This is a genomic window from Paenibacillus septentrionalis, assembly GCF_042659865.1.
In the GTDB taxonomy this organism is placed as follows: domain Bacteria; phylum Bacillota; class Bacilli; order Paenibacillales; family Paenibacillaceae; genus Pristimantibacillus; species Pristimantibacillus septentrionalis.
Map to the genome: position 1 here is coordinate 431,778 of NZ_JBHSTE010000001.1, position 24,177 is coordinate 455,954.

Annotated in this window: 18 protein-coding genes and 1 other annotated feature; of the genes, 2 read left to right on the forward strand and 16 right to left on the reverse strand. The window is 41.6% G+C overall.

Annotation, left to right across the window (positions count from 1 at the left end; all coding sequences use genetic code 11):
* Window positions 1-52: 52 nt before the first annotated feature.
* The 4 genes from ACFP56_RS02085 to tyrS form a co-directional block, all read right to left on the reverse strand.
* On the reverse strand, window positions 53-607 hold the full coding sequence (locus ACFP56_RS02085) for a hypothetical protein (protein WP_379230592.1): 555 nt from the start codon (window positions 605-607) through the stop codon (window positions 53-55).
* Window positions 591-2,336 carry a sensor histidine kinase gene (locus ACFP56_RS02090; protein WP_379230594.1) on the reverse strand — a complete coding sequence of 582 codons (1,746 nt, stop codon included), beginning with the start codon at window positions 2,334-2,336 and terminating at the stop codon, window positions 591-593. The genes ACFP56_RS02085 and ACFP56_RS02090 overlap by 17 nt, the downstream gene beginning before the upstream one ends.
* Window positions 2,333-3,013 (reverse strand): response regulator transcription factor, encoded by a 681-nt coding sequence (locus tag ACFP56_RS02095; RefSeq protein ID WP_379230596.1) that lies wholly within the window; start codon window positions 3,011-3,013, stop codon window positions 2,333-2,335. Before ACFP56_RS02095 ends, ACFP56_RS02090 begins: the two co-directional genes overlap by 4 nt.
* Window positions 3,014-3,111: 98 nt before the next feature.
* Window positions 3,112-4,377, reverse strand: coding sequence for a tyrosine--tRNA ligase (tyrS, locus tag ACFP56_RS02100; protein ID WP_379230598.1), 1,266 nt, complete (start codon window positions 4,375-4,377; stop codon window positions 3,112-3,114).
* Window positions 4,378-4,439: 62 nt separating this feature from the next.
* Window positions 4,440-4,654, reverse strand: a binding site (T-box leader).
* A gap of 117 nt (window positions 4,655-4,771) precedes the next feature.
* Here tyrS and ACFP56_RS02105 point away from each other — a divergent pair.
* On the forward strand, window positions 4,772-6,331 hold the full coding sequence (locus ACFP56_RS02105) for a histidine kinase N-terminal 7TM domain-containing diguanylate cyclase (RefSeq protein WP_379230600.1): 1,560 nt from the start codon (window positions 4,772-4,774) through the stop codon (window positions 6,329-6,331).
* On the opposite strand, the gene ACFP56_RS02110 is transcribed toward ACFP56_RS02105, so the two are convergent.
* The 10 genes from ACFP56_RS02110 to ACFP56_RS02155 form a co-directional block, all read right to left on the reverse strand.
* Window positions 6,312-7,424 (reverse strand): GerAB/ArcD/ProY family transporter, encoded by a 1,113-nt coding sequence (locus ACFP56_RS02110; RefSeq protein ID WP_379230603.1) that lies wholly within the window; start codon window positions 7,422-7,424, stop codon window positions 6,312-6,314. The two genes, ACFP56_RS02105 and ACFP56_RS02110, sit on opposite strands and share 20 nt — an antisense overlap.
* A gap of 17 nt (window positions 7,425-7,441) precedes the next feature.
* Window positions 7,442-7,678: a hypothetical protein gene (locus ACFP56_RS02115; RefSeq protein WP_379230605.1), complete on the reverse strand. Its 237-nt coding sequence runs from the start codon at window positions 7,676-7,678 to the stop codon at window positions 7,442-7,444.
* Window positions 7,679-7,680: 2 nt separating this feature from the next.
* On the reverse strand, window positions 7,681-8,880 hold the full coding sequence (locus ACFP56_RS02120) for a Ger(x)C family spore germination protein (protein WP_379230607.1): 1,200 nt from the start codon (window positions 8,878-8,880) through the stop codon (window positions 7,681-7,683).
* A gap of 5 nt (window positions 8,881-8,885) precedes the next feature.
* On the reverse strand, window positions 8,886-10,424 hold the full coding sequence (locus tag ACFP56_RS02125) for a spore germination protein (RefSeq protein ID WP_379230609.1): 1,539 nt from the start codon (window positions 10,422-10,424) through the stop codon (window positions 8,886-8,888).
* 120 nt (window positions 10,425-10,544) lie between these two features.
* Complete coding sequence (locus ACFP56_RS02130) at window positions 10,545-11,669, reverse strand: glycoside hydrolase family 88 protein (RefSeq protein ID WP_379230611.1); 1,125 nt, start codon at window positions 11,667-11,669, stop codon at window positions 10,545-10,547.
* 64 nt (window positions 11,670-11,733) lie between these two features.
* Window positions 11,734-13,473, reverse strand: a complete 1,740-nt coding sequence (locus tag ACFP56_RS02135) for a response regulator transcription factor (RefSeq protein WP_379230613.1) — start codon at window positions 13,471-13,473, stop codon at window positions 11,734-11,736.
* A 2-nt stretch (window positions 13,474-13,475) separates the two neighbouring features.
* Window positions 13,476-15,188, reverse strand: a complete 1,713-nt coding sequence (locus ACFP56_RS02140; protein ID WP_379230615.1) for a sensor histidine kinase — start codon at window positions 15,186-15,188, stop codon at window positions 13,476-13,478.
* A 76-nt stretch (window positions 15,189-15,264) separates the two neighbouring features.
* Window positions 15,265-16,143: a carbohydrate ABC transporter permease gene (locus ACFP56_RS02145; protein WP_379230618.1), complete on the reverse strand. Its 879-nt coding sequence runs from the start codon at window positions 16,141-16,143 to the stop codon at window positions 15,265-15,267.
* Between the two features lie 12 nt (window positions 16,144-16,155).
* On the reverse strand, window positions 16,156-17,058 hold the full coding sequence (locus tag ACFP56_RS02150; protein WP_379230621.1) for an ABC transporter permease: 903 nt from the start codon (window positions 17,056-17,058) through the stop codon (window positions 16,156-16,158).
* Between the two features lie 70 nt (window positions 17,059-17,128).
* A complete protein-coding gene (locus ACFP56_RS02155) occupies window positions 17,129-18,847 on the reverse strand; it encodes an extracellular solute-binding protein (protein ID WP_379230623.1) in 1,719 nt (572 codons plus the stop codon).
* Window positions 18,848-19,104: 257 nt separating this feature from the next.
* On the opposite strand from ACFP56_RS02155, the gene ACFP56_RS02160 reads away from it, so the two are divergent.
* The gene (locus ACFP56_RS02160; RefSeq protein WP_379230625.1) at window positions 19,105-20,589 is read left to right on the forward strand and encodes an alpha-N-arabinofuranosidase; all 1,485 of its coding nucleotides are present in this window, start codon (window positions 19,105-19,107) and stop codon (window positions 20,587-20,589) included.
* A gap of 66 nt (window positions 20,590-20,655) precedes the next feature.
* Here the strand turns inward: ACFP56_RS02160 and ACFP56_RS02165 are convergent, their stop codons facing one another.
* Complete coding sequence (locus ACFP56_RS02165; protein WP_379230627.1) at window positions 20,656-22,686, reverse strand: YjhG/YagF family D-xylonate dehydratase; 2,031 nt, start codon at window positions 22,684-22,686, stop codon at window positions 20,656-20,658.
* A gap of 18 nt (window positions 22,687-22,704) precedes the next feature.
* A complete protein-coding gene (gene gucD, locus ACFP56_RS02170) occupies window positions 22,705-24,168 on the reverse strand; it encodes an alpha-ketoglutaric semialdehyde dehydrogenase GucD (protein WP_379230629.1) in 1,464 nt (487 codons plus the stop codon).
* Window positions 24,169-24,177 lie beyond the last annotated feature (9 nt).

Consider the following 24,177-nt stretch of genomic DNA (forward strand, 5'->3'; position numbering starts at 1 on the left):
AGCGCTCAGTATCGTCGCAAGTGTGACAAGCTGAGCGCTTTTCTATCCATTACTAATGCAATGTAATTTCCTTGCTCCAAATTAATGAATCTCCTTGTTCATTCTCAAATGTAAAGGATACAGTTCCAGTTTCACCTGAGAAGGCTTTATCGTAGAAAAAGCCCATAAATTGGCCGTTGCCGCTAACGTAAAATCCATCCTCTCCGTCCCCGCCATGCTGGATCGCTTCTTCAAGGCTGTTTATAACATTATGATTAGCTGAATTCCACTCCATCGTTGTTAACATATAGCCTTCTGGACGTTTTTGGACAGTAAAATCAAAGCTGTTTTTGCTCCCCTCAATCGGCTTTTCTGTTTGGTCGATAATAATAAGAATGTCATCGTTGCTCGCTGCTGGTTGCTCCTGCTCGTTTTTGTGCTCTTGCTCGTCTCCAGCTTCTCCATTAGTCGTCTCTCCTGCGCCGTTCCGATCTTCATGTTGCTCTTCACCATCTATGACAGACTTACCCTTATTTCCATTTTGATGCTCTACATGAACTGTGTTGCATCCGCTTAGCATAATGGCTAGCGCGATAATTCCGATTAATCCCTTATTTTTCATTGTCATGGTTTGCACTTCCCTCTTTTAGTGTAAAGTAAAATTCTACGCCATGTTCTGTATTCTTGGCTCCGAATTGACTCTCGTGTAGCTGTAAAATATGTCTGGCAATCGTCAGACCTAACCCTGTTCCACCAGAACGTCGATCTCGTGCTTGCTCAACGCGGTAAAACTTCTCCCATATCAGTTGGAGATGCTCTACAGGGATCGCATCTCCCTCATTGTACACACGAACTTCAACCTTATTAAGCGGGAGCGTTGTTAAGGTTATACGTAACGTAGAGCCTGCCTTAGCATGGCGAACTGCATTGCTTAATACATTCACAACAACCTGTTTAATTCGCTTTCGATCTCCTATAACATTCAAATTGCTTAATGCTGTAGTATCAATCTTAACATGCAAATTTTTATCCGTAAGCTGAATGGCTAAGGCATCAACCTCATCCTGTACTAATCGAATGATATGAAAATGAGCTGGCTTCAACGTTATCGCGTTCACTTCGTATTTCGACAATTCCAGTAAATCCATAATCAATTCATTCATAACATCCGTCTCGCGAACGATATGAGCGAGATAAGCCTCTTGCTTATGGCTTGCAATCCCGTCCTGCAAGCCTTCTGCATATCCTTTCAAAACGGCGAGCGGCGTTTTCAGCTCATGCGCAATATTCGCAACCAGCTCTTTTCTAAGCTCCTCCAAATGAATCTTCTTGCTTATTTCTACCTGAAGCTGTTCATTTCTCTCAGTTACCTCTTCTAACGCCTTCTCTAAATTGTGCGACAGCGTTACAAGATGCTGAGAGAGCTGCCCATACTCATCCTTCGATTGGATGGGGGGCGTTGCCGAAAACTGTAATTGTGCAAGCTTTTCTGCAAAGGCATTGATTTTCACCAATGGTCGGGCGATATATCGCGAGTACACTACAGCAAGAATGATGACAATCAAAACGATAAATGGAAACAACACCAGTACATACTTCCGCAATATCGAAATGGCTTCATCAACAGGCTGAAGCGAGGATAGCATGATCACATAGGAGTCAATGTCACTCATCTTGGCGAGCGTTGCAATATATTGTACTCCGCTCCATGCATCTCTCCATTGCATCGTCATAGATTGAGCTGATTGTATATCAGTAAGCTCCCATGGCTTCCAGTCTGCAAGCACATTGGAAATTAGCATATCCTGATACATCGGATTGTAAGATCGCTGCTCTGGCAGCAATAGGCTCGTAATGGTTCCTTGTACACGAACCAATCCGATTTCTGGCTCTACGGTTTCAGGATTAAAGTGAACAGGATGCAAAACGGCATTGTGCTGATCCATGAAAATCCCGTCAACGACAAGCTTATCCCCAGGCAATAGTTCTACAGGAAGGTCCCCGTATCTTAATCCTTCTTCATTAATGATAACTTTGATCGTTTGCTCACCAGAAACGAGATGAATAACATAAATATCCAACTGCTTGATACGATAGTCTTCATTGAGCAAAGCAATGCTAGCATCATATTCGTTCATTGCTGACCCAATCGTGTAGGCTATCGCTTGTTCATCAGCTTGCATGACTTCTAATTGACCAGTCAGCTTTGTTATTGCAGTCTCTTGCTCGTGCTGCTTGACATGTCGATAAAATGATTCAAAAAACAAGCTTTCAAAAACAAGCACAAGCGATAATAAGCCAATAATAATAAGAGAGGTGATGATAAACAATTTGCGCGCTATGGAGTGGTGCTTCAACATCTTGAATCAAATTTATAGCCTGTACGAATGACAGTCTTAATCAAGTGTCCTTCGCTTCCTAATTTGGCTCTTAATTTTTTTACATGGGTATCCACCGTTCGATCATCTCCTTCATAATCAAAGCCCCATACTGCCGTAAGCAGCCGCTCACGACTCAACACCTTCCCATGATGCTTGGCTAAGTACACAAGCAGCTCATATTCTTTTGGTGATAAGTGTATTTCATCCTCTTGCACCTTTACTTGATGAGATTGAAGCTGAATCGATAGCAATCCGAAATTGAGCCGATCATCTTCCGCGCCTACTGTTCCTTCGACTCGTTTGATTAATGCATTAGCTCTCGCAACCAACACTTTCGGACTTAGCGGCTTCGTCACATATTCATCTGCACCCAGCTCATAGCCATGTACTTGATCCTCATCAGCTTCACGAGCGGTAATCATAATAATCGGTATATCCGAACGCTTGCGTATCGAACGACATACTGAAAACCCATCCAATAATGGCATCATGATATCAAGTATAAGAAGATCAAACGACTGGTGATCGAATGCTTCCAGTGCAGCCACCCCATTGTCAGCCTCCACGACTTCCCAATGATCTGCTGCAAAATAATCATGAATAATTTCTCTTAAATGCACATCGTCTTCTACAAGTAGAAGGGTTCGTTTCATCTTTTCACCTCAAACGCTTCGATCTCATTATTATTGTACTTTGATGTATTGATTATAAAAAAAAGATGTGTACGCTATGTGTACACATCTTAAACTTTTTAATTTTGTTCTAATCTAACGAGACTGTAGTTTTTCTTGCCTTTACGAATAATAATGAATCTTCCACCAATCGCCAGTTCATCCGTTACTGCGTAAGCAGTATCCGTAACCTTTTCACCATTGAGTGTAATCGCGCCTTTGGTAACATCCTCTCGTGCCTGACGCTTAGAAGGCTCTATGCCTAACTCGACAAGCCAATCAACCAAATTTTTCTCCTCACGATTCGCTGTAAAGGTCGGCATTTCCTTAAAGCCTTGCTCGATCTCATCAGCAGTCAACGAACGAATATCTCCGCTGAACAACGCAGCTGTAATACGTTTTGCTTGCTCCAGCATTTCTTCACCGTGTACAAAACGGGTCATCTCTTCCGCTAATGCCTTTTGCGCATCACGCTTATGAGGCTCAGCTGCTACCTTTTCAGCTAAAGCATCAATTTCTTCCTTGCTCAGGAATGTAAAGTATTTCAAGTATTTAATAACGTCGCGATCATCTGTATTTGCCCAAAATTGGTAAAATTCGAATGGAGTCGTTTTATTGGGATCAAGCCAAATCGCGCCGCCTGCTGTTTTACCGAACTTCGTACCATCAGATTTCAACATCAACGGAATCGTCAAGCCGAATGCCTTAGCCTCTGCCCCTTCCTTTTTCCGAATCAGATCAAGGCCAGCTGTAATATTGCCCCATTGATCAGAACCGCCAATTTGCAGCTGTACATCCTCATGCTGGTAAAGGTGCAGGAAATCAAGTGACTGCAGAATTTGGTAAGAGAATTCTGTGAAAGAAATCCCACTATCAAGACGACTTGCTACGACATCCTTGGCAAGCATCGTATTAATGCTGAAGTTTTTCCCATAATCGCGTAAAAACTCAATCACGTTAATACTGGATATCCAATCATAGTTGTTCACCAGACGTACCTGATTATCACCCTCTGTAACAAACAGCTTTTTCATTTGAGCGGTTAGTGCCGCTACGTTTTGCTCAATTTGCTCCAGCGTTTGCAGTGAACGTTCGGATGCGCGTCCACTCGGATCGCCAATAGTACCTGTTGCCCCGCCAATCAAAATCACGGGACGATGCCCGGCAAGCTGGAAACGCTTCAGCATCATAAATGGTATCAAGTGACCAATATGCATGCTGTCTCCAGTCGGATCGACACCACAATATAGTGAAATTGACTTTTCGCTTGTCAGTTGACGCAAGCCTTCAGCGTCTGTTTGCTGATTAATAGCTTCGCGCCATTCCAATTCATCAATAATATTCATCGTAGTACACTCCTTTTCTTTTCTCGATTGCAATAAAAAAGTCCCTTTATCTGCATTGCAGACAAAGGGACGATTAGAACCGTGTTACCACCCAAATTGCATAGAACAAGAAACATGCCTATGCCACTCTTAGCGAGATATCGTTCGCTGCTTCCGCTTGGCATTACCCAAGTACTCCAGAGTGTAATTCGCAATCTTTGCTTGTATCAGGTTCCATCAACCCCTGACTTTCTAGAACAGAGACAAAAATGCTACTGGGCTCTTTCACAGTATTGCTCATATAAGATTACAGACAGTATAGCCGAATTCCAAAAATGTTGTCAACTAACTCATATAAAATAAAAAATATGTTACACTAGGGTGTGAAATGAATGCCTATTGGAGTTGAACATATATGGATTCATCGTTAACAGCCTATATTGCACTTGTTAGTGTCTCAGGCGTATTGAATTTATTCCTCTGCTTATATGCGTATTCACGTAGAAAGCATTTACGCGGGTCAAGTATATTCATCTTGTATACGTTTGCAATAACGATCTATTGTTTTGCTTATGCGATTGCATTAACGAGCAGCTCGATGGAACAAATGCTTTTCTGGACGACGATTCAATATATTGGCATGCCCGCTGCCTCGCCACTTGGTTTACTTATTGTCCTGCAATTTTTAGGCGTCGAATGGAATAGAAAAAAGAAGGCTGCGCTGTTTATCATACCGTCCATCTCCTTTCTGCTCGTCGCAACAAATGAGTTTCACCATTTATTTTACAAATCAATGAACGTAAGAGAAGGCATGTCCTTGCCTTTCGTAGATATTGAAATCGGGTTATGGTATGTCGTTCACGGCATCTTTACGTTTAGCTGCATGTTTTATGCATTTTTAAGCTTGCTTATAAAATGGAGGGAAACCTTACGTTCTTATCGCCTTCAATTACTTGTCCTGTTGTTTGGTCAATTAGTACCGATGACAACCGCGTTTTTATACTTAATTGGTGCAACACCAGCGGGTATTGATCCTGTTCCGCTCGTTATATGGCTTACGTCAGCTCTATATATTTGGGCAATCGTTTCTTCTAATATGTTTGCGCTAATGCCAGTTGCGAAGGACACTCTGTTTAACAATATGCGTGAGGGCGTAATCGTCCTTGATGATAGGTCTCGACTTATTGATTATAACTCATCCGCACAAATAATTTTTCCCAAGCTAAATCTTTCGATGATCGGACAACCACTTGATGAAACGTGGAAGGAACTAACAGACTCAAGTTTTCCAATCTCTCCTCAGAAGGAGCAGGCTTTGTTTGATTTTTCACTTGAGCATGATAACGGTCATGCCACTTACTACCAGGCCAGAACCTCCCTCATTCGACATAGAAACGATAAGATTGCGGGTTCTCTCATCATGATGATTGACATAACAGAACAAGTGAAGCTTCAACAGGAGCTGGAATTGCTAGCGTATTACGACGGACTTACACAAGTTTATAGCCGCACCTATTTCTTCAAGCTTGCTTCCGAGGAATTTCAGCAAGCGTTGCATGCAAACAAGCCCTATAGTCTAGTGTTACTGGATATTGATTACTTCAAACAGATTAACGATAATTTCGGTCACGATATCGGAGATCAGCTGCTTGCATACGTAGCAAACTTATTAAAGCAAGCTTTGCCTGAGCCTGCCTGGTTAGCTCGGTACGGCGGAGAAGAGTTTGTTATTTCATTAATCGGCCATTCTTCTGATCAAGCATTCCAACTAGCTGACAGGCTTCGCGAGCTTTTAGCTAACCAGCCTATGTCAATCGAAGATCATACATGGAACGTTACTGCAAGCTTTGGTCTATCTGAACGTAGTAGTAGACATGATCAATCGCTTCAACAGCTGCTTATTCAAGCAGATCAAGCCTTGTATGAAGCAAAGCGAAAGGGCCGTAACCAAGTTGTTATGCATCATCCAAATTAAAGCTGTCTTTATTGGTCATTGCTGATTTAATCCAATCAATGACCAATAGCAATAGCGGTATGAGCAATAAATAGATAAGCGCGAAGGTAAACCAGCCTTCTGAAGAAAGTGTTAAAAACGAAGCCGTGTTCTGATAAATAAAGTTTGAAAAAACGGCAATCACTACACCGAGTGGCAGAATAAGCGGCTTGCAGTCTTTAATATTCATGGCGTGACTGATTCCTGTCAAAGCTGAGTGATAGATAATGCAGCTTTTAATAAATACAGCTAAAAACCATACTGCAATCATGAGGACCTCGATGCGTTGAAAAAAGTCTCCAATACTTATTTTTTGTACGATAATAAACACGGGATACAACATGTTGGCCGTGTTATAGTTGCCTAGTATTAGGATCGTAAAAAGAGAAAAAACAATTAAAAATATAGAACCAATCATTGTACCGACTAGGAGTGATCGATTTGCTCTATACTTGCCATTTCTTTTGACAAACGGTATTAACATGAGCAAGCAAATGTGTTCCTGGAAAGGGGACATTTTTAATCCTGCCACAGTAATCGCCATTATACCATGCTCACCAACAGGCTTTATATTGTTCATATCGCTATCTTTAATCAGCATCACCATAATAATGGATAGGAAAACGATGACGATAGGAAAAAAGAGCTCCGCTGAGCGCGCAATCGTTTCAACACCATATCTCAATGCGATGACAACGACCAAAAGAAATGAAAGGTATATAAACCATGGAGGTGTTGCTGGAAGCATCATCGTCTTAATAAAATCCCCCAAAAACTTTACGATAAAGATGGTCAGCATTATAAAAAAAATAATGTACACCCAAGAGACAGCTTTACCTATCCACTTCCCTAATATCGCTTCTATGATTTGGATAAAGCTTTGATCAGGATACTTATTGAGAAGCTTAATATATAGCAGCAAATACGCAAAATCGAATAAACAAGCGATCATCGATCCAATCCATGTATCCTGCTCTACATCAGTGGCCAATTGGGACGGGATGACAAGTAAAGAGGTTCCGATCGTAAATAGAACTGTCAGAATTGTAAATTGTCTTGGACTAATTTGTTCCATCATTCATCCCTCGCTTGTTACGTTTGGTATAAAGAAGTAATCATCTGACTAATCGGTGAAAACATCGTATTCAGCCACTCCGTAGCATCGAAATTAATCATTTTCAGACTGTAAAGCATACACATCAGCGTCCCAATGAATAAAAAGAACGATGCTAGCAGCAGCTCCTTGTATTGCTTGTTTTTAACGAGAGTTGGGAAGGAGGATTTCATAATCATAATCACAATGATTATAACGAATATTGAACTTAACAACGTTATTCCTCCTTCATATGGATATACCGAGTGTAGGATCCAATATTTTTTATTTGTACATCTACCTGCACCTTGACCTCTAATTCCTTAAATAGTCTGTCCCATTCCGTCTTATGACTGCTCCAATACGTTGGATTTGACCGATGAATTGCTTCTCCGAATCCAAAAATATCACTGCCAACCGTTTGAATTTGTTGAATTGCGCCTGTTAAATGAGTTTGCATTAACTCCTCGGTTTGTTGTTCCAATTGCCGAATGACATTCGGATTAGATAAATCAAGGGGGCACATTACCTCTGCAATATTAGCTGTTATGTCCAATGATATATGTATACTCGGCTTATTGTTTCTGATAGCTCCTTTTATTTTGCTGGAACTTCTTCTCACCTCAAGTCCAATTTCTCCTTGCATATCCATGCAAGGGACAACTGCCAATGTGCTCCTGACATGTCCCTTTATATAATTGTAGGCTTTGCTTTGTTCTGTTGTCAGCCAACCGATTAAGCGATCATCTTTAAACATCGCCATCCCATCAAATTGCAGCATGGTACGCAAGGCAATTCTGTTTAAATTTTCGTAAGATGAGCCTTGCTTTATATCGCCTTTCACTACAATTCCAGTAAGAACAGCCTCCTCCCCTACACTAGCGATGTCATGGATAACCTCATCAATCGTAATTTTTCCTGTTGCCGCCCATCGTCCTTCAGAGGTCTCAAGCGAGTCAAACATTTTATTAGAAGGAATCTTATCAACGAGTGTTGCTACATCTAATACATCTTCTGCGCTATGACCGTGACTAACAATCAAGTAAAAATCGGTACGTACTTCATGATCTCTTGCCAGAAAGTCAAGTAGCGGCGCTATTCCTTCTCTCGCTGCTTCTTCGCCAATAATGACCACTCTTAGATGCGATAAGTATAGCTTGCGAGGAGATATTGTCGTTAGCTTCCGAATAACCTCCATAATGGTCTTGCCCGTTTCCGTATAGGTCAATACAGGTGCACCTTGCGAGCCGGCATTTCGTTGGGAAGACACACTGCCTGGATTGACAATTTGAACGGACAGTTTAATCTGATCTTCTTGCTTATCAATGCCCATGCCTACCACAATAGCAATATCATTCAGCTCTTGCCGATCCCAGCAGCCTGACAGTAGCAGCATACTAAAAAAGAGCAGGATGAGCTTGCACCATTGCTTTCTCAACTATATCACTTCTTTTCAAGCTTATTTTCCAATATATTTTTCGATTCACGGTTCTCATTCCAGTTACGAAAAGGCGCAGGACGTTTTATCATCATCCAGCGAGGCAACCGAATCAGCACATCCTGCTGATCATCTTTATAATAGGGTGCCAAAGAGCTTAAATAAGGGATGCCAAATGATTTTAGGTTGCATAAATGCAGGATCATTACAATCAACCCTACTGTGATGCCATATAACCCTAATGTTGCCGCTAACGCCATAAATAAAAACCGTATAATGCGCGCAGCAATTCCCAGATTGTATGACGGCAGTACGAAATTGGAAATTGCTGTAATCGCAACGACAATTACCATCGCAGCGGCCACAATACCGGCTTCAACAGCAGCCTGACCGATGACCAACGTTCCAACAATTGAAATGGAGTTGCCTATCGCCTTTCCCGTTCGAATTGCGGCTTCACGCAGCACCTCAAATACGAGCTCCATAATAACGGCTTCAATAAAAGCTGGAAAGGGTGTGCCTTCACGCTGTGCTGCTAATGTAAACAGTAATGGCGAAGGAACCATCTCCTGATGATATGTCGTAATTGCGATATATATAGCAGGTGCAAAACTGGCAATAAAAAAAGCAACGTAGCGCAATAGACGAATTAACGATGAAACATCCCAACGCTGATAGTAGTCTTCACTAGCTTGAAAAAATTGATTGAACAAGGTAGGAACGATCAACACAAAAGGAGAGCCATCTACAATTATGACTACTCTTCCTTCCAGTAATGCTGCTGCAGATGTATCAGGACGATCTGTATTTTGAATCGTTGGAAATGGTGTTAATGTTTTGTCTTGAATATACTCCTCTATATATCCGCTTTCCAGAATGCTATCGATTTTAATATTCTGTATTCTTTTTTTAACTTCCTCAACAATTGACGGTTGTACAATACCATCAATATACATAATGCTGACCGCTGTTTTCGAAACCGTTCCAAGATGGAACGTTTCGAGCCATAGCTTGGGCGACCTTATTTTTCTCCGTATCAAGGCGGTGTTTGTAATAATGGATTCAGTGAAAGAGTCTCGTGGTCCACGAATAATCATTTGAGTCGTAGGCTCAGTTATGTTTCTTCGTTCACCGCCGGATGAGTTACCCGTATAGGCGATTGCCTGACCATCCATTAAGATGATGGTGTGTCCCTCATACAGGCTAATCAATGCGGCATGCAAGGATTGAGCAGTTTTAAGTTCGCTAACCGTTACCGCCTGCTTAACACTTTCCAGAATAGAAGCCTGATACGCTTTCATTTGTTGCAGCGGTTCAATAATATTGTTCATAATCGTATCATTTTCCACTAATCCTGCAATATAAATAATCGCCATTTCCTGGGCATGACCGACAGGTTTTAATCGTCTAACGACAACATCCGTGCTATGACCGGAAGCAGCCATCAGGGCATCAAGATTTTTCTCCAAGCGATCATGAATCACTTCGAATTCACTTGTTTGCATGGAATCAAGCTCAGCTAGGGAATCTGAGTGCGAATGCAAGTTATTCCACTCCTGCCTGTTATTATTCTGGTAATGTTAACTTAACCATCGATTTATTTTTTATTCCTGAAATTTCAATAAATAACAAAAACCAGCTGGATAACCAGCTGGTTTTATAATTCACCAAAACAACTCAGTATGACCATTCAATTGAGCAATCGCTTCTGCAAAAAAGTAGTCTCCGTAAATGAGCGGCACATCAACATTGCGTAGTTCAGGAAAATGACTCGTGCCATGCAGCAGCAGCCCTTCCTCTTCCGGCTGTTCCCACGTTCCATAGCATGTATATAATGAATAGAGCATGTTCTCAGCCGCACGGCGATACAACCCCTGTTCTTCTACAGGAACAAGTCGAGAAAGCAGCAGCAAGCCCGATGCTGCACAAGCACCTGCTGAAGAATCTCTTGGTCTTGCAATCGATTCTGGCAGACGAAAATCCCAATGCGGCACATAATCCCCTGGCAGATTAGCGATAAAGAAATGCGCAACACGCTTTGATGCTTCGAGATACTTCCTCTCATTTGTATAGTGATAAGCAAGCGCAAGTCCATACAGTGCCCATGACGTCCCTCTTGACCATGCAGAGTTCGGGGCATAGCCCTGCCCGCCTATCACTTCAAGCTGTTCTCCGGTAAAAGGATCGAAACGCACAATATGATTGACTGAGCCATCAGGTCTTATGAAATGCTCAAGTACCGTATTGGCATGTGCCTTAGCAATATGCTTGTACCTCAGGTCTCCTGTTTCTTGTGAGGCCCAAAACAACAGCGATAAATTCATCATGCAGTCAATAATTGCCCATCCAGCGTTATCTTCTGATGGATTCCAAGGATTCCATGCTCGAATGTAGTTGCCTTTCAGATTAAATCGAGCACTAAGCAAATTAGCTGCAAGCAGCGCCTTTCTTTTCGCTGAACCGTCTCCCTGCAGCTTGTAGCGTGCGACACTTGTCAGAATCCACATAAATCCGATGTCGTGATCTAATTTTTCATAATCCAGTATCACTTGATCTAATTGCTGTTCACATGACTTAGCATAGCCGCTTAGACGCTCATCCTTCGTATCACGATAAACCAACCAGAGCAAGCCGGGCCAAAAGCCAGCTGTCCACCATGAGGCTGGCTCAAGCTGATAGACGCCTCCTACACTCGCATGTGGAAATTGATTTTGGATTCTCTTGCTTGTTTTCTCGACTTTCTTAACGATATGCGCCCATGCTTCTTCCTGCCATGCTTGATTATTCATTAACGGTTAACTCCTTTTGCTGTTCGTTCTTTTGCAGTCAGCAGTCAGTACAACTTGATACCAATTAGTCATCTATTACAGCACCTGCCAAAGAGCCGTCTTTGGCTGTACATTTCGTCCGTATAATCTGAGCATCTCTAAATTCTTGTGGCGAGCAGCCTGTCAAGTTTTTGAAAAATCTCGTAAATGAAGTAGCGGTTTCATAACCAACCTGTCTTGCAATCTCATTGATTCTCATATTCTCGTTAACCAACAGCTCTTTCGCTTTTTGAATTCTGGCAGCATCAATAAACTCTGTTAAATTTCTTTTTGTTTCTTGCTTAAAAATTCTCGATAAGTAGGATGGATTCAAATACACCTGCTCCGACAATCTAACGAGAGACAAATCCTCACCTAAGTGATTAACGATGAAATCCTGAATAAATGAAATCATGTTGTCTGCTCTTTTTTTCTGCTCACTTTTTTGTAAATCAAACACACACATGGACAACTCTCTTAAATAGGTTGCAGCATCACTCCAACTATGAAAGATTGCTGTATTTAATAGATGAACTTCCCCGAGTTTCAACTTTATTTTTTCATGAAGCCCCCATCGATTCATATAGGAGAGTAAGTACATGGAAATAGAGCAATAGGCTTGTTGTGCGAGTAAGTTGTTTTTATTTTTAATGATCGCTAATGGCTGTAACATCTGCTCTAATTCTTCAAAATATTTCCCCTTCTGTCCAGATTCCAAATATTGCTCCAGCAAGGAAACCAGATTTGACGTCGTCATAGCTAACAATTTTTGTTCTGCTGTATTCTCTTCATAGTCAGAACTTTCTGATGTTATCAATTGTTCGTCTTTTTGGTTTACTTCATTATCTACCAATAATATTGACCTTTCTGAACCAATTCGATAATTTATGAGCGAATGCAAATCAGCGTACTGCTTGGCTACCTCATTCCACTTTGTCGGCATGCTTCCTACCGTAAAGCTAATCGAATGATTAAGCTTATCCATGCAGCTCTGCTGAATGGATTCCAGCATACCTTTCAAAAATTGGAGTGTTTGCTCATAATACTCCCCTGTCAGGTCTTGCTTATATTCCTTAGGCTGCACAAGTATTGTGAATCGAAAGTGATCTAAAATAATGACACTTTTCAAATGAACGGAAAGGTATCTCTTGATCATTTGACGGACAGAGTAAACTTGCTGAATTTTTTGCATATAGTCAGCTTCTTCAATAATTGTATCTAATTTGCCTACAACAATAATGACCGGAACATTTACAGAAAGTGGCAAGGAGAGCTGATCAAATTGATCCTTTGTTGCTTGAACATATTTATTTCCTTTCAACAAGCTCAACAAATAATCCTCTTGAAACAGTTCTAATGCCATATGAATGTTTTCTTTCGCTTCACGAATCAAGTCACCCGTCTTGATTTCTTTACGAATCTTTGATGCGGTTTCTTCTACGACTTGTATAACTTTGTCGATATCCTCTACTTTCAACAGATAGCTTACATCAGGATGCTGAATTGCCTTGTAAATATAGCTAAACTCACTATGTCCTGTTAAAAAAATAATTTTACATTGCGGCCAGCTTTTAAAAATCTCCTCCATCAGTTGCAAGCCATTAATGTTGGGCATATCGATATCGGTTAGGACAATATCTATTCTTGTTCGATGCAGCCATTCTATCGCTTCTTCTCCACTATATGCCTTGTATACGTCTAATGCTAAATGCTCCATACCTCGAAAAACTTCAAAAAGATGATTAACGATGATTTCTTCGTTATCTACAATTAAAAGTCTTAACATGACTACTCCCTCATCCCAGGATTAATTTGCAGCATGACTTTTAATCCTCCCAAGCTACTTCTTTCGACCTGCAATCCGTATTCATCACCGTATATTAGCTGTACTCGTCGATGAATATTGTTCAAACCGGAAGATTCACTCATATGAGCTTGATTAAACTGCTTCTGTAATTCGATTAGCTTCTCATTCGTTAATTGTGTTCCATCGTCCTCTACAACAATCGTTAATCTATCATCAGTTAATTGAAAATATACTAAAATGAAAACTGGCCCCTTAGAGTGCTCAACTGCATATTTGAATGCATTTTCTATAATAGGCTGAACAATAAGTCTGGGAACATGAGTCTCCTTAAATTGATCAGGACAGCTTTCAAACTCAATTGTTAGTTTACTCGGGTAGCGCATTAACTGAATATCTGCATACGTACGAGCATGCTCAATTTCCTCATATAACGTGACAAAATCAGCATCGTTTTTCGTAATAAATTGAAAGTACTCCCCCAATAATTTGGTGAAAGGAATTAAATTGTCATCCTTGACTCTCGCCATCGTATTAATTAGGAAAAAGCTGTTATATAAAAAATGAGGGCTTATTTGAGACTGAAGATGCTTTAGCTCGGCTTTTTGTTCAAGAATTTTATGCTTATACACCTGATCGATTAAATTTGATACGTTTTGAACCATTGAATTAAATCCTTTGTTCAAATAATCAAATTCGTTGTTTTGATTCACTTCAACTTTGACATTAAAATTCCCTTTTTCAACACCACGAAACGCTTTAACTAGCTCTTTCATTGGGCGCTGAATTAATTTATATGTATAGACATAAATAAATACAACAAGCAGGATTACAACTCCAGTAAATACCCATAGCCAAACATAAAAGTCTTCAATCGGAACCAGAACAACATCTTTTGGTATATATCTAAACAGCACCATATTCAAGTAATCGGATTTCGCAGCAACAATAAATGTATCACCATAGCTGTACACTTTCCCATATTTGAAATCGCTTTCATTCGATTCGAATGTATCAATCAATTCAACAAATGGTTGAACGGTTTCATTACTATGTATAGCTAGACCATTTGTTACATCCAATAAAAGGGAGCCGCTTCCAGGATAGGTGTCGAGCTGCTTCAATGCTTCACGAAATACGGAAGTATTCAATTCGATTTCTATCATATACAGTGGATTCAGCCCCATATTGCCCATTAAAAAAGTGGTTAGATGAAGGTTCTGATTATAGACTAATAATTGAGCGCCCTTCATCTCCTCAGGTATTCTTAATGACTGAAATTTATCGCGATCCAATATGCTTACCGATTTCTTGGATGATATCGTTTTTTGGATCGGCTCAATATGTGCGCTAACATTCGAAATATGTGCATTACTGTTCTGAATGGACACAAGGCGATGTAGTAATTTTCTCATACTTTCCATCGTTTCATATTCGTCCATAATCGGATACCTAATCGCAAGCTTATTGAGATCCTCATCATTCAATGCATCATATTGCAATATTTTTATACGATCAATTTCTGCCTCCAGACCTTCCAGATAGAAGGTTGCTTGAGCTGTCGTAGACTTGAAAATTTCATCCTTAACCGTTTTCAAGCTCCAATTATACATATAAATCCCTAATGCAGCTATGACGATAATTGCAGCAAGAAATGTTGCCATCAATCTAACAAAAATGCTAGATCTAATCGTCACCCCCTCCTTTATGATAAAATCGTATCATACAATTTAACATATTTTATCATAATACATAATTTTGTTAAATCAGTCTTTAGCCTTTCACACTACCTAACACCATGCCTTTTACAAAATACCGCTGCAAGAAAGGATATACGCAAAGGATTGGCAAGGCACCTAAAAAGATTTGAGCGGACTTTAACGTTTTATCTGAAATTTTAGCCATAATCTTCGCTTCTTCAGGCGTTAATGTCGTAAATGATTTTTGTACGACGATTGTTTGTATATAGCTTTGTAGTGGATAATTGCTAGGGTTGTTCATATATATTAAGCCGTCAAACCAGCTATTCCAGTGACCTACTAAAGAAAATAATAATATTGTAGCAATGGCTGGCATCGAAACGGGTATATATATGCTCCATAATGTTCTCCAGTGACCCGCACCGTCTATAAAGGCTGACTCACTTAGCTCTTTAGGTGTAGTTCTGAAGAAATTCAATAGGATGATCACACTAAATACAGGCACTGCACCTGGTAAGATTAATGCCCAAATCGTATCTATTAACCCTAATTCCTTTACTAGCATATAGGTTGGGATCAATCCGGCACCAAAAATCATCGTAATAAAAAATACCCATGCATAAAAGGTTCGTAGCCTAAACTCCCTCTTCTCCTTCGACAATGGGTAAGCGATCGTTGTGGCAAGAAATACATTGATTGCTCCACCTATAGCGATCCTCTCTAAAGATACCAGCATCGAATCCCAAAACGCTTTACGCTGTGCGACAAATTCATAGGAGGTCAACGAAAACTCTTTGGGCCAAAACGTTACCGTCCCTGTAGCCGCAACTGCACTTGAGGAGAAGGATATCGCTAAAATATGAATCATTGGAAGCACACAAAGGGCCGCGACCAAAATGAGAAATATATTGTTAATGACAAGGAACCAGTCAATCCTTTTTTTGATTCGCATGACGAACCCCTCCTAAAAAATTCTGTAATCAGCAAATTTATAAGCAAAATAGTATGAAGTCGAAACTAGCACTAGCGCAATAAGCGATTTAAACAAGCCAACTGCGGTTGCTACGCCAAACTGTGCATCTAGCAAGCCAATTCGATAGACAAACGTATCCAAAATATCTCCACTTTGATAGACCATTGGGCTATACATGTTAAAGATTTGATCGAATCCCGCATTTAACAAATTACCAAGGCTAAGCACCATTAACAGGACAACGACCATTTGGATTCCAGGCAAGCTAACATGTAGAGTCTGCTTCCATCGATTAGCCCCGTCAATTTGTGCCGCTTCATATAAATTCGGATTAATGCCTGTTAAAGCTGCGAGATATATAATCGTTCCATATCCAAAGTCTTTCCAGGTATCCGTTATGATCATCGTAGTCGGGAACCATTTATTGTCGCCCAAAAAGAATATGGACTCTATGCCAAGCTTATTTAAAAAGGTGTTAATAAGACCATCCGTTGGTGAGAGCATATCGATAAAAATTCCACCTAATACTACCCATGACAAAAAGTGCGGCAAGTAAATGGCGGTTTGAATGCTTCGTTTCAATAGTGCGTTCTTCATCTCATTTAAAAGCAGTGCAATAATAATCGGTACGATCAGACCTAAAATGACTTTCATGGACGCAATGTAAAATGTATTCCACATAATATTGCCGAAATTAGGCAAGCTCATCACATATCTAAAATTGTCTAAGCCTATCCATTGTTGATCACCAAAAAGCTTTTTAGCTGGAATAAATCGCTGAAACGCTATAATAATACCAGCCATAGGAACATAGCTAAAAATGATGATAAATATAAACCCTGGCAATATCATGAGATTTAACGGCAATTCTCTCTTAAACTTTTTCATACCCATTTCAATCACCTTTTCCTATGGTTTGAGAAGATGGAAAGCAAGGAGCAGCTCCTTGCTTTCCATTAACGAATTATTTGGTTGATGCATACCATTCATTTACTTCTTTCGTAATTTCGGTGCCGCCTACTTTGTACCAGTTGTCTACGAATTTATCGAATTCATCCAAAGGAGCCGCACCCATAATAATTTTCACAAATGTTTCCTTTTCCAACGATTCCAGTGTCGACAATCTTTCAGCCATCGTTTCTGTTGGTGGACCAGCAAACGCTTCATACATAAATAGGTCATTGTCCATATAATTAACCCCGTGTCTGTAAACGCCTTCTGCGCCATAGATTTTAGGCCAACCCCATTGTGAAGTATCTCCATTTTCGAAAGCTGTAATATTACGATAAATAGCTAGTGCTTCACCCGTTAAGCTCTCAAAGCTATTATTTTTTCTAGCCTCTTCAATTTCTTGGAAGGCTCGAATGTTCTTAAATGCTGACGCTGGCTGTACTGGAGAATACTTCCATACTCCTACGCTATCATTGGCTGCTGGCATGTAATAATAGTCGAAATCTCCTGTTTCACCCCAGTTAAGCTCCACATGTAAATTGAACATTTTGACAAGCGCTTCAGGATTAGAGAAGCCCTTTCTTACTACCCAATAGCTATCGGCTTGGAATCTCTGAGGAGAAAGTGCAGGTTTATCATCAATCGAAACAAGTGAATACCCTACCCAGTTCGCATCCGGATCATTTTGATAATTGCTGATTAGCGGATACATTGGATTCCATTGTGCGCCAAAATTGATACCAATTTTACCAGCTGCAATACTTTCAGCTACTTTACCACCATCTTTAACCCCAAACTCTTTATCCAACTGGCCCGTTTTGTACATTTCTGACAGAGTCTTCAATGCTTCCTTTACTTCAGGAAGCGTACTACCCCATACCAGATTGCCTTCGCCGTCATCAATCCACATATACGGATAGGCATGCATGCCGGCAAAAAATCCATCCAAGCCCATTGCACCGCCGTATAAATCTTTTGTTATTGCTAAGCCATATGTGTCATTGATATTGTTGCCGTCTGGATCCTGCGTTGTAAACGCTTCCGATATTTTCAATAAATCCTGCATGGAAGTTGGCTCTTGAAGTCCTAAGTTATCTAGCCAATCCTTGCGAAGCCATAAGTAAACACCATCACCATATACGTCTGCCTTACCAATCCCCATGATCTTTCCATTAACTACAGCTGAATTAATGACCGCCGGTCCTTGTTCAGCATACAGCTCCTTCAGATCATCAGACGCGTACTGTTCCCAATATGGTGTTAAATCCTCAATCAGATCTGCTTCTGCAAGCTGCTTCATTTGTGCTGGGGTTACTCGCAGCATATCGGGTAAATCACCAGATGTTAAGGTTACGTTCATTTTTTGCGTATAGGCATCGCCGCCGCTAACGGTCCAATCATATACTACATTAATACCAAGTTTTTCTGAATACGCTTTCAACCATCTGTTGTCTTCAACCGTCTCACCAGGTGTTTTAGGAATAATATTGTCCTGCATGTCATTATCGACATCGCGTGTAAATCGAATTGTAATCGGGGTTTCATACTTACCTAAAGGACTAGCATCCCCAGAAACCGTTGGATTCGAGTCATTGTTGCCGGTATTACTATTGCTTGTGTTTGTCTGAGTTGAGGAATTCGTTTCTTTGTTAGAATTGGTACTGCAAGCGGAAAGCACCCCTGTTGCGATCATTAGTATAATCAGAATAAGACTTGCTTTTGAAAACTTCACATTTATACCCCTCTCTCATTTGCATTTTTTTGTTGCTCGTTTTTTATTTTAATTTAAGAAGAATGATACGTATATTTTCAAATTGTGACTTCACTTTCATCTCTTTACTAAATTGTTCCAATTAAGCGTTCACTTCTTTAGATGATTGTCATTTCTTTACTATCTTTTAAAATGCAATCCCCAAACCTTTCGTTAATCGTCATAATAGACTTAATCCCGCTTGGGTGATTCGTAAAATCAAGAAAGGTTGTGGCTACGTGGCAAAATTATTTGTACGTGCAGATCGAAAACTATCGGTCATTAACAAGAATATATACGGACATTTTGCAGAGCATCTAGGTAGAGGCATTTACGACGGAATCTTTGTTGGCAAGGACAGCCCCATACCGAATATTCGAGGCATTCGAACAGATGTGTTGCAGGCGCTAAAACATATTGCCGTACCTGTAATCCGCTGGCCTGGCGGGTGCTTTGCCGAATATTATTATTGGAAAGACGGCATTGGTGAGCATCGCAAAAAAATGATAAACAGCAGCTGGGGCGGTGTTATTGAAAACAATTCATTTGGTACGCATGAGTATTTTGATTTATGTGAGCTGCTTGAATGTTCAAGCTATATTGCAGCTAATATTGGATCCGGCACGCCAAGAGAAGTCAGTGAATGGGTCGAGTACATAACCTTCGATGGTGAATCCGAAATGACCGAATTAAGACGTAAGAATGGTCGTGAAAAGCCTTGGACGTTAGACTTTATCGGAATCGGGAATGAGAACTGGGGTTGTGGCGGACAAATGCGTCCTGAATATTACTCAGACCTGTACAGACAATTCGAAAGCTTTATTCGCCACTATGGTAAGCGCATTCAACGAGTGGCATGCGGACCTGATGGAGATGACCAAAATTGGACAGAAACCGTCATGCAGCTTGCGGGCAATCGAATGGATGGCCTATCCCTGCACTACTATACAATGCCTGGCTACTATAAAACAGATAAGTACAAATGGGAATCGAAAGCCTCCGCTACAGCTTTTGATGAAAGCAATTATTATCGAACGCTAGATCGAGCTTATTTTATGGATGAGCTAATAACGCGACATAAACATATAATGGATCAATATGACCCTGATAAAAAGGTCGCTTTGATCGTTGATGAATGGGGAACTTGGCACCTTGCTGAGGAAGGGACAAACCCGGCATTTTTATATCAGCAGAACACAATGCGAGATGCGATTGTAGCTGCTCTTACGTTGAACATTTTTAACTTACACAGTGATCGCGTTACGATGGCAAATCTTGCGCAAATGATCAATGTTTTGCAGTCTGTTATTTTAACAGAAGGGGACAAGATGGTTCTTACGCCAACCTATCATGTATTCGACCTCTATAAAGGGCACCAAAATGCTACCTTAGTCGAAAGCTATATTCAAGCAGATGACTTGCACATCAACGATGCTCAGCTTCCTCATTTACATGTGAGTGCATCAGAAAGAGAAGATCACCGTATGCACCTTACGATTGTGAATTTATCCGCTAATGCAGATGTGGCCTTGCACAGCTATCTGGAAGGAAGAAGCTTTACAAAGGCTCATATACGATATGTAACGGGAGCCATTACCGACCATAATACATTTGAACATCCAGATCAAATTGCCATTCAAACAGCTGAATCAATGGATATTCATAACAATGAATTGCAGCTCACAATCCGTTGTTGCTCTGTATACGAAATAGTTTTGGAATAAGCTGCTGCTTTTTAATGTTGTAATAGCAAAGCCGGATTCAAGAATGAATCCGGCTTTGCTTGCTTCTTAGTCTATACCTGCATGATCAGCTGAATGATGATAAGGATGGCTAGTTTCCGCTTTTTCTGTCTCAATTGCTCGCATGCCAGCTTCAAGTACAGAGATAATGCGCTCCGTATCGTATACGCATCCCTTCCATGTACCTCCACTCGCTGCTTGCAATGCTGCCCATAATCGAGTGTCATCCGGCAGATTCGCATCCTCTCGAATCGAATCAAGCATCGTCCGACTCGATAAAATATGTGTGCCTGCTGCTGGAGTATCCGGCGACTCGCCACACCCAACCATATTAATTTCCCCTTCAAGCTTATGGGTATCGATGCGTATGTCGATCCAATCTCCATTACGAAGTCTGCCGATCGGTCCTCCTGCGAGAGCCTCTGGCCCGATATGTCCGATACAAGCTCCAGTTGAAACACCGGAGAAGCGTGCATCGGTTAGAAGCGAGACGTGCTTCCCATATGACAAATGCTTTAAGGCTGAGGTCAGCTGGTACGTTTCTTCCATTCCAGTGCCCGACGGTCCTCGACCTACCAAGGCCAAAATATCACCCGCTGCGATACCGCCCGTTTTAATTGCCTTAATAGCTTCTCGTTCAGTAGCGAAAACTTTTACTCTGCCAACATGGCGGAATACGCCATCCTTATCAAGCATTTCTGGATCGATCGCTGTTGATTTGATAACGGAGCCTTCTGGCGCTATATTCCCAACAGGAAATGTTAATGTAGGCGTCAATCCTGCAACCTTAGCCTGTTCAGGGCTATAAATAACGGTGTCAGGATCAATTCCCTCCTGCTGCTGAAGATACGCTCGCATTTGCTTGCGGCGCTCTGAAGCTTCCCACCAGTCAAGTGTTTCGGATAAGGTAACACCTGAAACGGTCATTACCTGCTCTTCCAATAATCCTAGTCGTCTTAGATGGAGCATAACCTCAGGAACACCTCCTGCTAAAAACAGACGGATCGTTGGATGTGGAATAGGACCATTAGGCAGTACACTGACTAACCGCGGCACACTACGATTGATTCGAGCCCACTCGGCAGCATCAGGAACTGCTAAGCCCGCTGCTTGTGCAATGGCTGGAATATGAAGCAATAAATTAGTAGAGCCTCCGAATGCTGCATGCACAACCATCGCATTTCGGATGGACGCATCGACAAGCACATCAGACATCTTCATGCCTTTATTGGCAAGCTGCATCGCAGCACGAGCAGATTGACGTGCCATCTCCAGCCACACTGGCTGACCTGAAGGCGATAACGCAGCATGAGGGACCGTTAAGCCAAGTGCCTCGGCAACGACCTGTGCTGTTCCAGCCGTTCCGAGAAATTGACAGCCACCGCCTGGTGTAGCGCATGCACGACAGCCCAAATCAGCAGCTTCTTCCAGCGATAACTCTCCGTTAGCATACCTGGCGCCAATCGTTTGAATTTTGCCGGCATCCTCACCATGAGTAGGCGGAAGCGTCACGCCACCTGGCACGATAACCCCCGGTATATGCTTCATTCCTGATAATGCAAGCATCATGGCGGGCAGCCCTTTGTCACAGGTCGCCACGCCAAGTACAGCTGCGCGATTCGGCAAAGAACGTATCAATCTTCTCATGACGATTGCGGCGTCATTTCGATACGGTAAAGAATCGAACATGCCTGTCGTGCCTTGTGAACGACCATCGCAAGGATCACTGACGTATCCCGCAAAAGGAATATTTCCGCTCTGATTAATTTCATCTGCTGCTTCACGCATTAACAATCCAATTTCCCAATGACCAGTATGATAGCCTAATGCAACAGGTTGACCATCCTCAGAGCGAATTCCACCTTGCGTTCCAAGTAATAAAATTTCCTTGCCATTGAGTCGATTCGGCTTCCAGCCCATGCCTACATTTTGACTCCAACCAAAAAGATCACCACTTGGCGCATTTAATAGCATATCATGCGTTAACGGCAAAACACCTTCAGGACCAGCTGCATGGGTTGTGATATTAAAGAACGCTGTACTCTCGTTCCCCATGACATGATGAAGAGGATCATTCATTGCACATCGCTCCTTCTATTAGGGCTTGATAAATACCGTCTTGATCGCTGTATAGAATTCTATAGCAGCTTGACCTTGCTCACGTGAATGTGAGCTTGAATTTTTCAATCCTCCGAATGGTGCCTGCAGCTCGACTCCTGCTGTTTCCGCATTTACTCGAACTAGGCCAGCTTCAGTCTCATTAATAAAGGCAAGCGCTTGCGCGATGTTTTTCGTATAGATCGATGCGCTTAAACCGTATTGCGTATCATTCGCCAATGAAATTGCTTCTTCAAAGCTGTCTGCTTTAATTAACGCAAGCACTGGTCCAAATACTTCCTCTTGAGCAATCGTCATACGCGAGGTCACTTGATCAAAAACGACAGGAGCTACAAAATAACCTTGCTGTAAGCTGGCTTCTTGCTGAGGCTCGCCTCCGATTACTAGTTCTGCCCCCTCTGCTATACCTTTTTCGATATAATGCTGCACTGTTTCATACTGTTTTTGATTCGCACAAGGCCCAAGCCATGTATCGCCATCGAGCCCATTTCCTACTTTTAACTGCTTAACTCTCTCAATCAATAATTCCCGGAAAGATTCATAGATATCGCGGACTACGATGACCCTGCTTGTTGCTGTACACTTCTGTCCAGTGGATCGCAAGCCACCGCTAATCGTTGCTTCAACTGCAAGCTCCAGATCAGCATCAGCTGCAATAATGATAGGATTTTTCCCACCCATTTCAAGCTGATACTTTGCTCCTCTTGCTGCAGCAGTTTGGCCAACAACCTTACCTACTGCATTAGAGCCTGTAAATGTAATACCTTGTACTTGGCGATGCTCTGTTAGTTTTTGTCCGATAAGCTTTCCTTCGCCGATGACCATATTCAAAACACCAGCTGGTAGACCCGCTTCATGGAAGCATTTCATCACTAACGAGGCTGTAACAGCTGTTTCCCGAGCTGGTTTCCATACGACTGTGTTCCCGTATATCAAGGCAGGAGCGATCTTCCATATCGGGATAGCAACTGGAAAGTTCCAAGGGGATATAACGCCAACAACGCCCAATGGTACTCGTGTTGTATACATAAGCGCCGTTGGATCGGTTGCAGGAATGACATCTCCAACTGGGCGCATGCCTTCACCTGCATAATATTTCAAGATGGCAATGCCTCGTAAAACCTCTCCTTTCGCTTCGCCTAATGTCTTACCCATCTCTCTTGTCATCATAGTTCCGATAATATCTACATTTTGCTCCATAATGCTTGCGACTTTGTAAAGGAAGTTTCCTCGCTCTGCTCCTGCCATGCTACGCCAAGCTTTGCGAGCGCCAGAAGCGGCAGCAACTGCCGCATCCAAGTCCTGCTCGTTCGAATCGGGTACATTGCCTACTTCCTCAGCTAAATTAGCAGGATTTTTATTAACAATATACTTTTCAGATACTGGCTTGCACCACTCTCCATTGATATAATTCTCGATTGTCACTTGTACCTCACGTCCCATAATTTCGCC

Bases quoted from the DNA above. Each gene is read 5' to 3' on its own strand.
- ACFP56_RS02135 (WP_379230613.1), bottom strand. From the start codon at position 13,473: ATGTTAAGACTTTTAATTGTAGATAACGAAGAAATCATCGTTAATCAT.
- ACFP56_RS02110 (WP_379230603.1), bottom strand. From the start codon at position 7,424: ATGGAACAAATTAGTCCAAGACAATTTACAATTCTGACAGTTCTATTT.
- ACFP56_RS02150 (WP_379230621.1), bottom strand. From the start codon at position 17,058: ATGGGTATGAAAAAGTTTAAGAGAGAATTGCCGTTAAATCTCATGATA.
- tyrS (WP_379230598.1), bottom strand. From the start codon at position 4,377: ATGAATATTATTGATGAATTGGAATGGCGCGAAGCTATTAATCAGCAA.
- ACFP56_RS02105 (WP_379230600.1), top strand. From the start codon at position 4,772: ATGGATTCATCGTTAACAGCCTATATTGCACTTGTTAGTGTCTCAGGC.
- ACFP56_RS02130 (WP_379230611.1), bottom strand. From the start codon at position 11,669: ATGAATAATCAAGCATGGCAGGAAGAAGCATGGGCGCATATCGTTAAG.
- ACFP56_RS02085 (WP_379230592.1), bottom strand. From the start codon at position 607: ATGACAATGAAAAATAAGGGATTAATCGGAATTATCGCGCTAGCCATT.
- ACFP56_RS02145 (WP_379230618.1), bottom strand. From the start codon at position 16,143: ATGCGAATCAAAAAAAGGATTGACTGGTTCCTTGTCATTAACAATATA.
- ACFP56_RS02165 (WP_379230627.1), bottom strand. From the start codon at position 22,686: ATGAATGATCCTCTTCATCATGTCATGGGGAACGAGAGTACAGCGTTC.
- gucD (WP_379230629.1), bottom strand. From the start codon at position 24,168: ATGGGACGTGAGGTACAAGTGACAATCGAGAATTATATCAATGGAGAG.
- ACFP56_RS02095 (WP_379230596.1), bottom strand. From the start codon at position 3,013: ATGAAACGAACCCTTCTACTTGTAGAAGACGATGTGCATTTAAGAGAA.